Genomic DNA, 11,895 nt, shown 5'->3' on the forward strand with positions numbered 1-11,895 from the left:
ACCCGGCACCCCGCCCCCGTACGGCAGGTCCGGAAGGTCGTCTTCCGGCCGTAATGGGTGTGAGCAGGGCCGTTCGCGCGGGTTCCGGCGGCTCCGGGGCCCGGCGTGACCGGCGTGTGGGACCGGAATACACCGGTGTGGCCGCATCCGGCTATCCGCCGATTGGGCGGGATCACAGCACGCGCGTGCTTACGACCGCCCCGGTGCGGCAATACGTAGCGGTATGTCTAGCCGCAACCAGGAGGCCGGAGCATGAGCATCTGGTGGTCACTCCATTTGCGGCGCGACGCTGCGAGCGTGCCGCTCGCCCGCCGGTTCCTGGTCGGCACGATGGAATCCGCGGGCGTGGATCCGGACGTCTGCTTCGACCTGTCCCTCGCGCTGAGCGAGGCCTGTGCGAACGCGGTCGAGCACGGCGGGGAGTACGACGCCACCTCCGGCGGCACCGTGAAGGACCGGGACGCCTGGGAGGATCCGTCGGCCACGGCCAGTGGCCAGTACCGGGTCACCGCGTATCTGGACGGCGAGAAGTGCCGCATCGAAGTCGCCGATTCGGGGCCCGGTTTTCCCACCGGGGGCGGTCCTCACACCTTGGAGCGGCAGTCCGGGAGCGGACTGCCGGACCCGCAGTACGCGTCGTATCCGCCCGTCACCGCCGAGGAGGGACGGGGCCTGTGCCTGATCGAACAGCTCGCCGACCACGTCCACTTCGGCAACCGCCCGGGGTGCGCCGGCGCGGTCGTGAGCTTCGACAAGGTCCTGAAATGGCGGAAGGACGCCCTGCTCATGGTGTCCTGAGCGGGGCGCCCCTCCGTACGTACGACAGGCGGCGGATCAGCCCTTGAGCCGGGCCATCCACGCCTCGACCTCGTCGGCCTGCCGGGGCAGCTTGTCCGAGAGGTTCCGGTTGCCGTCCTCGGTGACGAGGATGTCGTCCTCGATCCGGACGCCGATGCCGCGGTACTCCTCGGGCACGGTCAGGTCGTCGGCCTGGAAGTAGAGACCCGGCTCGACGGTGAGGCAGACGCCCGGCTCCAGCGTCCCGTTCACGTACGCCTCGGTGCGCGCGGCGGCGCAGTCGTGGACGTCCATGCCGAGCATGTGGCCGGTGCCGTGCAGGGTCCAGCGGCGCTGGAGGCCCAGCTCCAGGACCTTCTCCACCGACAGGTCGCCGAGCAGGCCCCACTCGACGAGCTTCTCGGTGAGGACCCGCTGCGCGGCGTCGTGGAAGTCGCGGAAGTCGGCACCGGGCTTGACCGCGGCGATACCCGCCTCCTGCGCCTCGTACACCGCGTCGTAGATCTTGCGCTGGAGCGGTGTGAACGTGCCGCTGATGGGAAGGGTGCGGGTCACGTCGGCCGTGTAGAGGTCGTTGGTCTCCACCCCGGCGTCGAGCAGCAGCAGCTCGCCCGAGCGGACGGCGCCGTCGTTGCGCACCCAGTGCAGGGTGGTGGCGTGCGGTCCCGCGGCGCAGATCGAGCCGTACCCGATGTCGTTGCCCTCGATGCGGGCGCGCAGGAAGAACGTTCCCTCGATGTAGCGCTCGCTGGTGGCCTCGGCCTTGTCGAGGACCTTCACGACGTCCTCGAAGCCGCGTGCGGTGATGTCGCACGCCTTCGTCAGCTCGGCGATCTCGAAGGCGTCCTTCACCAGGCGCGCCTCGGAGAGGTAGACCCGCAGCTCCTCGTCACGCTCGGCGGTCACCTTGTCGGTGAGGGCGGCCTCGATGCCGGCGTCGTGGCCGCGGACGTTGCGGACGGGGCCGGTGGCCTCGGCCAGCGCGGCGGGCAGCTCGCGCACGTCCTTGGCGGGGATGCCCAGCAGCTGTTCGGCCTCGGCGAGGGAGTGGCGGCGGCCGACCCACAGCTCGCCCTGGCCGTCGAGCCAGAACTCGCCGTTCTCGCGGTTCGAGCGGGGCAGCAGGTAGACGGTCGCCTCGTGGCCGTCGTCCGTCGGCTCCAGGACGAGGACGCCGTCCTGCGTCTGGTCACCGGTGAGGTACGCGTACTCGGTGGAGGCACGGAAGGCGTACTCGGTGTCATTGGAACGGGTCTTCAGCCGGCCTGCGGGGATGACCAGCCGCTCGCCGGGGAAGCGCGCGGACAGCGCGGCGCGGCGGTCGGCGGTGTGACCGGCCTGGGCGATCGGCTCCAGACCGTGCAGCTCGGTGTCGGCCCAGCCGGACTGCATGCTCGCGGCGAGCTCGTCGGACACGCCCGGGTACAGGCCGTTCTTCCGCTGCTTGACCGGCTCTGTCTCTTCGGTCTCCGGGGTCTCCGGGAACTCCTCAGACACGACTGTTCTCCTTGATACGACGCTGGACCTCCTCCATCGTACGGGCGTACGGAAGGGGGCCCAGGGCCGGAAGACCTCTTACACGGGAAGGTCCCGGCTCAGTCGAACCGGGCCGCGAGTACGACCACGTCCTCCGTGCTGTCCGCCCGCCCGGCCCCGTCCGGCAGCACGGTGCGCACCACGTGGTCGGCCACCGCGGCGGCGTCCGCGCGCAGTGCCCTGGGGACGCTCGCCGCCGCCGAATGGAGACGCGCGTACGCCCGGTCCATCGAGTCGCCGGCCCGGCGCAGCAGCCCGTCGGTGTACAGCAGAACCGTCTCGCCGGGGGCGGGCGTGATGTCCACACTGGGCGCCTCCCAGCAGGACAGCATGCCCAGCGGGGCGGAGAGCGTGGTCTCCACGTACGCGGTGCGGCGCTCGCCGACGATCAGGGGCGGGGTGTGTCCGGCCCCGGCGAGCAGGATCCTGCGGCGGGCCGGCTCGCAGTACGCGAAGAGGGCGGTCGCGGAGCGGGCCGGCTCGGTCAGCCGCAGCAGCAGTTCGAGGTCGGAGAGCACGGCGACCGGGTCCGCGCCCTCCATCACCGCGTACGCGCGCAGTCCGGCGCGCAGCCGTCCCGTGGCGGCCAGCGCGCCGGGGCCCGAGCCGCCGACCGATCCGACGGCGAGGCCGAGGGCGCCCTCCGGCAGGGCGAGCGCGTCGTACCAGTCGCCCCCGCCCTGCGGGGCCACCTCGTGGCGCACGGCGAGCTGGACGCCGGGGATCCGGGGGAGCCGGGTGGGCAGCAGTTCCTCGGTCACGGTGGCGACGTCCGCCCTGGCCCGTTCCAGTTCCAGCAGGCGGGACAGGTGCTCGGAGGCGTATCCGGCGTACAGGCCGACGAGGTGGCGCTGGCGTTCCAGGGGTTCCGCGGGTTCGTCGTAGAGCCAGACGGCGGCGCCGAGCCGTCCGGTCGTCGCGGTGGCGAGGGGCAGGGCGTAGCTGGCGGCGTAGCCGAGGCGGGCGGCGACCTCGCGTCTTCGGGGGTCCAGACCGGTGTCGCCGAGCAGGTCGGGGGTGGTCAGCGGGCCGTCCGGGTTGGGCAGGCCCTCCAGGATGCGTCCGTACGAGGTGGCGCTGCGCGGCACGGTCTCGATCTGGCCCAGTTCGGCGTGGGCCAGCCCGAGCCCGATGGTGCTGACGGGGCCGCGCCGGTCGGACGGTTCGAAGGCGACCAGGCCCCGGCGGGCGCCGACGAGGGCGGCCCCGGCGTCGAGGAACTCGTGCAGTGCGTCGTCCAGGCTGCTGGTTCCGGCCAGGCGCTCGGTGAGCTCGTGGAGCGTGGTGAGGTCGGAGACCCAGCCGGCGAGCCGGTCCTGGATGAAGGCGCCGGGTGCGGCGGGCAGTACCTCGATCGGCCCGGCAGTCTCATCCGAAACCGGAACTGTGGGATCGATTCCAGCCACTTTTGGCAGGTGCGGAGCGCTCATGGTCGCCGGCTTTCCGAGCGGTCTGTTCCGTCGAATAGCATCGCAAACCCCCATGTCATTCTGCGCCGCTACCAGTGCATCCACATGTACACGCACAAGTGAGGCGATGTCCAGCATTGTCCCCCCGGAAAACCCGGTGTCCGCGCCCTAATCAACTTGGCCGAAAAACGAACCTTGCCGTGTGTATTAGCGATCGACTGGGTCTGCCCCAACGGGGGTGCACCTCCGGGTGAAGTCCCTGGGGCGCGTCATTCCGGGCATGCTGGGTACGTAATTCTTTGGATGTCCAGGGGTGGCCCCGCCCGCCCCCGGAACCTGGCAGCAGGCCCGGGCGTCCTCTCTTGTGACGGCCGCGCCCCACCCCCGAGTGGCGAGGCCGCGCGCACGGACCGCAGCAGCGCCGTGCGTCCCGCACCTCGCCACGATGCCGACCGCAAGCAGCTCGATCCGGCTCAGCACGGCTCACGCTCGGTACCGACGAACGACCCGTACCGCAGGCTCGACGAGCACGTACACCCAGAAGATCCGCAGGCATGGTGTGACCACGCACGATGCGAGGCGGACCCTCGGCGTTCAACGGAAAGGAACGAGCGCTCATGCGCGAGATCCTCGGAAGGCGACGCAGGCCCGGTCGCAGGGGCGGTTCCGCCCGGCTCGACGCGGCCCTGACCTGCGCCACGGAGTGGCAGTGGCCCGTACTCCCCGGAGCGGGGCTGCGCGGGAGCGGTGACCTCGGCCGTCGCTGCGCGTGCCCCGATCCCGAGTGCGCGGTGCCCGGCGCGCACCCCTTCGACCCCGGACTGCTCGCCGCGACCACCGATGCCCGGATGGTGCGCTGGTGGTGGACGAACCGGCCGACCGCGCCGGTGCTGCTCGCCACGGGCGGCCGGGCGCCCTGCGCCCTGAGCCTGCCGGCGGTGGCCGGTGCCCGCGCCCTGGCCGCGCTCGACCGGGCGGGGCTGCGCCTGGGCCCCGTGGTGGCGACGCCCACCCGGTGGGCGCTGCTGGTCGCCCCGTACACCCTGGAACGGCTCGGCGAGCTGCTGTACGCACAGGACCGGGTGCCCAGCTCGCTGCGGTTCCACGGGGAGGGCGGCTATGTCGTCCTGCCGCCCTCGGAGATCGGCACGGGGCAGGTCCGCTGGGAGCGTGCGCCGGAGCGCACTCCGGGTTCACGCCCCAAGGGCGCCGACGCCGCGCCTGGCGTGGCGCCCTGGCTGCCGGATGTCGAGGCCGTGCTGGACGCCCTGGTCGAGGCGAGCACGAGTGCCCCGGACGGCGGCAGCAGACTTACGCACTGAGCGGTTGGGGGCAGGGTTGGCCAGATTCTGATGCGTGCGTGTTCTTTCAGACGGCATTCATTACGGAGTTCTGTCGCTTCTCTGTCCGATCTCCGGTGAATCCCTTCCGTTCTTCCTCGCTCCGCCCACTTCCGTCCGTCCTGCTTCACGATTTCCGGGTAAACGGCGGGGTTGCTTGTGGCGCATCCGTTTGTCCGGAGGTGTCGGTGATGCCGAGGAATTCGGGCGCCGCAAAACCCGTCGGGGCGAGGCTTTCTGATGGCGGTTCGGGGCTCTTCTCGTCCCGGCGCAGGTCCAACCGGCTTCCTGGGCCGGAGGGCTGACGCGGGACCATTGCCCGGAGGAGCTGGGGCGAGTGAGAGGCGGGGCGGTCCGGGAGCGACCCGTACACGGGCCTGTGTGCTCCGGGAGCGCGAAGCGCGCCGTACCCGGAAATGAGGATGCCCGATCGCTGGCGACGGGGGATGCACCAGCGACCGGGCTTCTTGAACCGTAACAAGAGATCTGCCGTTCGCAAATTCGATCTCGCGTATTCGGACAGCGATTTACCTGCCAGTACGGCGAGTTGTGACGGGAGTCACCTCCCGGCCGAGCCGCGGTCACGGTCAGCTGAGCGTCACCTGGCGATTGGTGAGACCGCCGCGCGCCCGTCGCTCCTCGGCGGTGAGCGGCGCGTCCGACGCGAGCGCCGTCGCGAGCCGCTCCGCGAACGCGGCGGCGGGCTTCTCGCAGTCCTCGGCGCCCATCGCGCTCGGCAGGTCCCAGACCGGGACCATCAGCCCGTGCGCCCGGAACGAGCCGACCAGCCGGGTGCCCTCGCCGAGCGAGGACTCGCCCGCCGCGTGCAGCCGGGCGAGCGCGTCGAGGAGCTGCTCCTCGGCGTGCGGCATGACCCAGCGCAGGTGGTTCTTCTCCGGCGTCTCGCACCAGTAGGCGGCGTCCACGCCCGACAGCAGGGCGGTCGGGATCGCCGCCTCGTTCGCACGTTCGAGCGAGGCGGAGACCTCGGCCGTGGCGTTCTCCGAGTCCGGCACCCAGAACTCGAAGCCGGAGTGGACGACCGGCTCGAAGGGCGCCTCGTTGTCCAGGAGGTCCTGCAGCCGGGGACCGTCGGCCGGCACACGGCGGGCGGCCACGGGCGAACCGGGCTCGGCCTCCAGCGCGCGGCTCAGCGTGTCCGCGAGGTCCCGGCTGAGGTCACCGGAGGAGGTGTCGTTCTGCAGAGCGAGCAGGACGGAGCCGTCGTCGCGGCGCAGCGCGGGCCACGCCATCGGCAGGACCGTCGCGAGCGTCACCGACGGCACGCCCTCGGGCAGGCCGCCCTTGAGCGTCAGCGGGGCCGTGGCCGCCGGGACCAGCTCGCGCAGCGCGACCCAGTCGCACTCGCCGGCCAGGCCCTCGAACGGACGCTGGACCAGCTCGGTCACCGCCTGTGCCGCAGCGCGGCCGTGACACGCCTTGTAGCGGCGGCCCGAACCGCACGGGCAGGGCTCACGAGCCCCGACCACCGGGATCTCGCCGTCCTTGAGCTGCTGCTTCCCGGCCTTGGTCTGAGGGCGCTTCTTCGCCATGGTGGGCTAACTCCCGATTGCGACAGTGCGGTCTGGCCCGCGAGCCTAGTCGCCCCGCCGCTCACCGCGGCACCACTGCCGCGCCGGCCGGCCCGGTCCACGTACGCGACCCGTCCGGGCCGCCCGGGTGTTCAGCCCGCGTCGTCGAACGCGTCGTCGAAGGCGCCGCTGAAATCCAGCCCTTCGAGACCCGGCACGACGGCGGCCGTGGGCGTGCCCGGCAGCCCGGTCATCCCGGCCGGCCGTCCGCTGCCCCGCGCGCCGCGCGAGCCGCGGCCCCCGTCGACCAGGACCCAGACGGTGACCTCGCCCGGTGCGTCGTCCCGTACGCCCCACTCCTGGGCCAGGGCGCTGATGATGTTGAGTCCCCGGCCGCCGCGAGCGGTCACCGAGGGGGTTGCCGGAATCGGCCGGGTCGGGCCGCCACCGTCCGTCACCTCGACGGTCAGTCCGCCCGTCCTGTCGACGCGCCAGGCGGCGCGCACGTCGCCGTCTCCCGTCTCGGTCTGCCAGCCCAGTGGCCTGCCGTGCCGGCAGGCATTGCTGAGCAGCTCGGAAAGAATCAGCACCGCGTCGTCGACGACCGAATCCGACACCCCGTGGCTGCGCAACTGCTCGCGCATCCGGTGCCGCGCCTGGCCCACGCCTGCAGGGCCATGGGGAACGGCCATGCTCGACGACGTGGGCACCTCCTGTGCCACCACCAACGCCACCCCCGAGACCTCCTTTGCCCCCACGCCACGGAGTGGATGCCCTCCTGAGCTGTGCCGGAAACCGGCCAGGGGGCTGTCAGTGACGCACTCGTCACGAACAGACACGGTCCGAGTGCGCCGGTGTACTCCCTGTAGCTGATCTCCTGATGAGCAGATGGGCTGATGCGTTGATACGTAAAGACGCGGCAATGTGTGAAGGCGCGACCGTGTGCGCCGCTGTCACGAACGGCCGAGCTGGGCCAGGACCTGCTTGGGGCGGTTGGTGATGATGGCCTCGACACCGAGCCGTACGCAGAGGTCGACGTCCTCCGGCTCGTTCACCGTCCAGACGTGCGCCCGGTGCCCGGCCCGGTGGAGCCGCTCGACGTAGCCGGGATGGCTGCGCAGGATCCGGACGCTGGGTCCGGCGACGCGCGCCCCGGCGGGCAGCCGTCCGTCGCGCAGCCGGGGCGACACGAACTGCATCAGGTACACGGTGGGCAGATGGGGCACGGCCGCCCGGACGCGGTGCAGCGAGCGGGCCGAGAAACTCATGACGCGTACTGGCGAAGGGGCGCCGGCCGGCGGTGGCGCGTCGAGCTCGAAGCGTTTCAGCAGGTGCAGAAGGCGTTCCTCGACCTGCCCCGCCCAGCGGGTCGGGTGCTTGGTCTCGATGGCCAGCTGGAGCGGCCGCCCGGATGCCCGCGTCTCCACCAGGAGCTCCAGCAGCCGTTCCAGGGTGAGTACGGAGGTGAGCTCCCCGGGCACCGGGTCCCAGTCCGGTGACTCCGTGTCGTCGCGGTCCTTCCAGGAGCCGAAGTCGAGGGCGGCGAGGGCGTTGAGCTCCAGGGCGGAGACCGCGCCGCGCCCGTTGGACGTACGGTTCACCCTGCGGTCGTGCACGCAGACGAGGTGGCCGTCGGCGGTGAGGCGTACGTCGCACTCCAGGGCGTCGGCGCCGTCCTCGATCGCCTTCCGGTACGCGGCGAGGGTGTGCTCGGGGGCGTCGTCGGACGCGCCCCGGTGGGCGATGACCTGAATGGGATGCTGCTGCCGTCCTCGGTTCACCCGGGTCATGGTGTCACCGCGGGAACACGGCCGTGCACACCTTGCGACGCGGGGCCGTTTTGTCCGATGTAAGGGTCGTGCGCAGATGCACAGGTCCTGCTTACAGTGGCCTGACGTGTCGTGGGAAAAGCTGACTGCGGACACGTACACAGCGGATCTCTTGCCGAATGACTGATGTGGAACCGAGGAGTAAAGAGCTGTGAGCACCGAGAACGAGGGCAACGAGGGCAACGCGGCCGAGGCCGCCCCGTCCGTACCTCCCGTGCCGGCCGACGCTCCCCAGGCGCACCCCGAGGACGCGCCCCCCGCCGCCTCCCACGCCGACGAGACGGCCACCCGGCAGCAGCCGGCCGCGCAGGCGCCCGATCACCAGGCCGCCCCGCCCGCCCCCTCCGCGCCCGACCCCGCGACCGCGCAGACGGCCGCCTACCCGACGAACCCGCAGTACGCGCCCCCGCCCCCGCCGCAGTCCGCGGCCGACGCGGGCTGGCCCCCGCCGCCGCCCGCCGTCCCCGCGTACGCCCAGGGGGCGCACGGCAGCGGCGGCGGTCCGGTGTGGGGCCCGCCCGGCGGGACGCACACGCCCGAGGCGCCGCGCAAGCGCGGTGCGGGCGGCCTGGTGGCGGCCGTGGTGGTGGCCGCGCTCGTGGCGGGCGGCATCGGCGGTGCCCTCGGCTACTGGGCCGCGGACCGCAACGACGACGCCGGCTCGACCACGGTCTCCGCGTCGGCGAACCCGCAGGACCTCAAGCGGGACCCGGGCACGGTCGCCGGGGTCGCCGCGAAGGCGCTGCCGAGCGTCGTGACGATCGAGGCGCAGGGCGGTGACGGCGAGGGCGGCACGGGCACCGGCTTCGTGTACGACAAGGAAGGCCACATCCTCACGAACAACCACGTGGTGGCCTCCGCGGCGGACAGCGGCCAGCTCACGGCGACGTTCTCCAACGGCAAGAAGTACGACGCCGAGGTGGTCGGCCGGGCCCAGGGCTACGACGTCGCCGTGATCAAGCTGAAGAACCCGCCGCAGTCCCTGACCCCGCTTCCGCTGGGCAACTCGGACAAGGTGGCGGTCGGCGACTCGACCATCGCGATCGGCGCCCCCTTCGGCCTTTCCAACACGGTCACCACGGGCATCATCAGCGCGAAGAACCGCCCGGTCGCCTCCGGTGACGGCAACGGCGGCAGCAACTCGTACATGAGCGCTTTGCAGACCGACGCCTCGATCAACCCGGGCAACTCCGGCGGCCCGCTGCTCAGCTCGGGCGGCGCGGTCATCGGCATCAACTCGGCGATCCAGTCGACCGGCAGCTCCGGCCAGAGCCAGGCGGGCTCCATCGGCCTCGGCTTCGCGATCCCGATCAACCAGGCGACGAACGTCGCCCGGCAGCTCATCAAGACCGGCCAGCCGGTCTACCCGGTCATCGGCGCCACGGTGACGATGGACGAGCAGAGCGGCGGCGCCGTCATCGCGGAACGCGGCACGGGCGGCACGGAGGCGGTCACGAAGGACGGCCCGGCGGCCAAGGCGGGCCTGCGCGCGGGCGACGTCATCACGAAGTTCAACGACACCGTCGTCGACAGCGGCCCCACCCTGATCGGCGAGATCTGGACCCACAAGCCGGGCGACCGCGTCACCCTGACCTACGAGCGCGACGGCAAGACGGCGACGGCCGAAGTCACCCTGGGCGAGCGCAAGGGCGACAACTGACCGGCTAGGCTGTCCCCGCGCCGAACCGGTCCTCACCGACCGCACCGGCGCGGGGTGGGTTGCCCGAGCGGCCTAAGGGAACGGTCTTGAAAACCGTCGTGGCGCGAGTCACCGTGGGTTCAAATCCCACACCCACCGCAGATGAACGGCCCCCGACCGGGCGAATCGGCCGGGGGCCGTTCGTATGGGTGCGGGGCTCCTAGGATGCCGGTGGGGGCGGGGCCGTAGCGCAGAGGTCGTCGCGCGCGGTCTCCAAAACCGTGAGGACGCCGGTTCGAATCCGGTCGGGCCCGCCTCCGCCTTTCCCTCGTCCGAGGACGCTCATGCGGGCGCTGGGCGCATAGTTCGCCCCAGGCCGGGGGTTTGGTTCGGGGTTCTCACGCTTGCGGGGGAACCGGAAGCTGTGGGTGGTTCGCCGGTACGGCGGTGGGCAGCTTTGGTCCGCGACGTCGTGATCAGCACCGGGCGGTCGGCCGCCGGCCCGGGTCCAGCCTCAGCCCTACTTCCGGTTCCTGGAGGAACAGACATGGCAAGCATCCGTACCGCTCGTGTCCTCGCCGTCGCTGCCGCGCTGCCGCTGGCCGCCGTTCTCCTCGGCGGAGTGGCGCAGGCGGACAACGGCTCTTTCGCGAGCAGCGGATCGAACGCGGGCGTGGCCACCATCAGCGGCAGCGGGGTCGGCCGGGACAACGCGGGCAACTCCTCGACCTCGCAGCAGCAGGCGACGGGTGCCGGAGCGTCGAACCAGAGCACCTCCGCGCAGGTGAACGGGTCCGCCTTCACCAATATCGACCAGTCCACGCACAACCTGGCGGTGAACTTCACGAACCTCTGGTGAGCCCCGCGCCGTTCGCGGCCCGGTCGGGGGGCCGGACCGCGACGGACGCACCCGGCGGCCCGCCCGTACGCCACCGAGGCGCACGGGCGGGCCGTCCGCCGTCCGTCCGCCTCAGGGCTGACCCCGAGGCCCCGGGTACACCCCCCTCCACCTACAGGAGGTCGATGGGGGCCCGGTCCTACACCCTGAGGCGGACGAGGTTTCGGGACCTGGGGGCGATTTGGGATGCGGGCCCCGCTCCTAGCGTGGAGCCATGACCACGCCAGTCCGCACGATCGCCCGCAGGGGAGCCGCACCGGTACGCACCTACACGCCGGGCGCCCCCGGCCGCGCCGGGCACGCCGCGCGCACGTCGGCGGCGCCGCATCTCCCGTACCCCTCCTTCACGTCGTTCGTGCAGGCGCGCGGTCCGGTGCTGCTGCGGGCGGCGCGCTCGCTCACCGCCAATCCGAGCGACGCCGAGGACCTGCTGCAGACCGCGCTCACCAAGACCTATGTCGCCTGGGACCGGATCGAGGACCACCGTGCCCTCGACGGCTATGTCCGCCGGGCGTTGCTGAACACCAGGACCTCGCAGTGGCGCAAGCGCAAGATCGACGAGTTCGCCTGTGACGAACTGCCCGAGCAGGAGGCCGTTCCCGGCCCCGACCCCGCGGAGCGGCAGTCGCTGCACGACGCGATGTGGCGCGCGGTCCTGAAGCTGCCGGCCCGCCAGCGGGCGATGGTCGTCCTGCGCTATTACGAGGACCTGAGCGAGGCGCAGACCGCCGAGGTGCTCGGGGTGTCCGTCGGCACGGTCAAGAGCGCGGTCTCCCGGGCGCTGGGCAAGCTCCGTGAGGACCCGGAGCTGACCTCGGACCGCTGAGCGGTGGTCTCCCGCGGAGGCGGAACAGGATGATCCTGCCCGGTCCCGGGTGGTGTGACATTGCGGGGCGACACCGATTCGTACCCCC

The 11,895-nt window shown here is 72.0% G+C and carries 10 protein-coding genes and 2 tRNA genes; 7 read left to right on the forward strand and 5 right to left on the reverse strand.

The window, feature by feature from the left end; genetic code table 11:
- Positions 1–252: 252 nt before the first annotated feature.
- Entirely contained in the window at positions 253–798 is a 546-nt protein-coding gene (locus tag ACFZAT_RS25495; RefSeq protein ID WP_391267478.1) for an ATP-binding protein, read from the forward strand.
- 36 nt (positions 799–834) lie between these two features.
- Here the strand turns inward: ACFZAT_RS25495 and ACFZAT_RS25500 are convergent, their stop codons facing one another.
- Positions 835–2,295 carry an aminopeptidase P N-terminal domain-containing protein gene (locus ACFZAT_RS25500; RefSeq protein ID WP_391267480.1) on the reverse strand — a complete coding sequence of 487 codons (1,461 nt, stop codon included), beginning with the start codon at positions 2,293–2,295 and terminating at the stop codon, positions 835–837.
- A 98-nt stretch (positions 2,296–2,393) separates the two neighbouring features.
- Positions 2,394–3,764: a SpoIIE family protein phosphatase gene (locus ACFZAT_RS25505; protein ID WP_391267482.1), complete on the reverse strand. Its 1,371-nt coding sequence runs from the start codon at positions 3,762–3,764 to the stop codon at positions 2,394–2,396.
- Positions 3,765–4,360: 596 nt separating this feature from the next.
- On the opposite strand from ACFZAT_RS25505, the gene ACFZAT_RS25510 reads away from it, so the two are divergent.
- Entirely contained in the window at positions 4,361–5,065 is a 705-nt protein-coding gene (locus ACFZAT_RS25510; protein ID WP_391267484.1) for a bifunctional DNA primase/polymerase, read from the forward strand.
- A 605-nt stretch (positions 5,066–5,670) separates the two neighbouring features.
- Here ACFZAT_RS25510 and ACFZAT_RS25515 read toward each other — a convergent pair.
- The 3 genes from ACFZAT_RS25515 to ACFZAT_RS25525 all read right to left on the reverse strand — a co-directional run bounded on the left by ACFZAT_RS25515 (position 5,671) and on the right by ACFZAT_RS25525 (position 8,405).
- The gene (locus tag ACFZAT_RS25515) at positions 5,671–6,636 is read right to left on the reverse strand and encodes a DUF5926 family protein (protein ID WP_391267486.1); all 966 of its coding nucleotides are present in this window, start codon (positions 6,634–6,636) and stop codon (positions 5,671–5,673) included.
- A gap of 131 nt (positions 6,637–6,767) precedes the next feature.
- Complete coding sequence (locus ACFZAT_RS25520; RefSeq protein ID WP_391267742.1) at positions 6,768–7,232, reverse strand: ATP-binding protein; 465 nt, start codon at positions 7,230–7,232, stop codon at positions 6,768–6,770.
- Between the two features lie 336 nt (positions 7,233–7,568).
- Positions 7,569–8,405, reverse strand: coding sequence for a glycerophosphodiester phosphodiesterase family protein (locus ACFZAT_RS25525; RefSeq protein WP_391267488.1), 837 nt, complete (start codon positions 8,403–8,405; stop codon positions 7,569–7,571).
- Positions 8,406–8,595: 190 nt separating this feature from the next.
- On the opposite strand from ACFZAT_RS25525, the gene ACFZAT_RS25530 reads away from it, so the two are divergent.
- The 5 genes from ACFZAT_RS25530 (at position 8,596) to ACFZAT_RS25550 (ending at position 11,807) form a co-directional block, all read left to right on the forward strand.
- Positions 8,596–10,104, forward strand: a complete 1,509-nt coding sequence (locus ACFZAT_RS25530) for a trypsin-like peptidase domain-containing protein (RefSeq protein ID WP_391267489.1) — start codon at positions 8,596–8,598, stop codon at positions 10,102–10,104.
- 53 nt (positions 10,105–10,157) lie between these two features.
- Positions 10,158–10,242: transfer RNA gene (locus ACFZAT_RS25535), tRNA-Ser, on the forward strand.
- Between the two features lie 81 nt (positions 10,243–10,323).
- A tRNA-Trp gene (locus ACFZAT_RS25540) sits at positions 10,324–10,397 on the forward strand.
- Positions 10,398–10,630: 233 nt separating this feature from the next.
- Positions 10,631–10,942 (forward strand): hypothetical protein, encoded by a 312-nt coding sequence (locus tag ACFZAT_RS25545; protein WP_265542945.1) that lies wholly within the window; start codon positions 10,631–10,633, stop codon positions 10,940–10,942.
- A gap of 253 nt (positions 10,943–11,195) precedes the next feature.
- A complete protein-coding gene (locus tag ACFZAT_RS25550) occupies positions 11,196–11,807 on the forward strand; it encodes a SigE family RNA polymerase sigma factor (protein ID WP_391267491.1) in 612 nt (203 codons plus the stop codon).
- Positions 11,808–11,895: the final 88 nt, after the last annotated feature.

This window comes from Streptomyces sp. NPDC008163 (assembly GCF_042956885.1).
In the GTDB taxonomy this organism is placed as follows: Bacteria; Actinomycetota; Actinomycetes; order Streptomycetales; family Streptomycetaceae; genus Streptomyces; species Streptomyces drozdowiczii_A.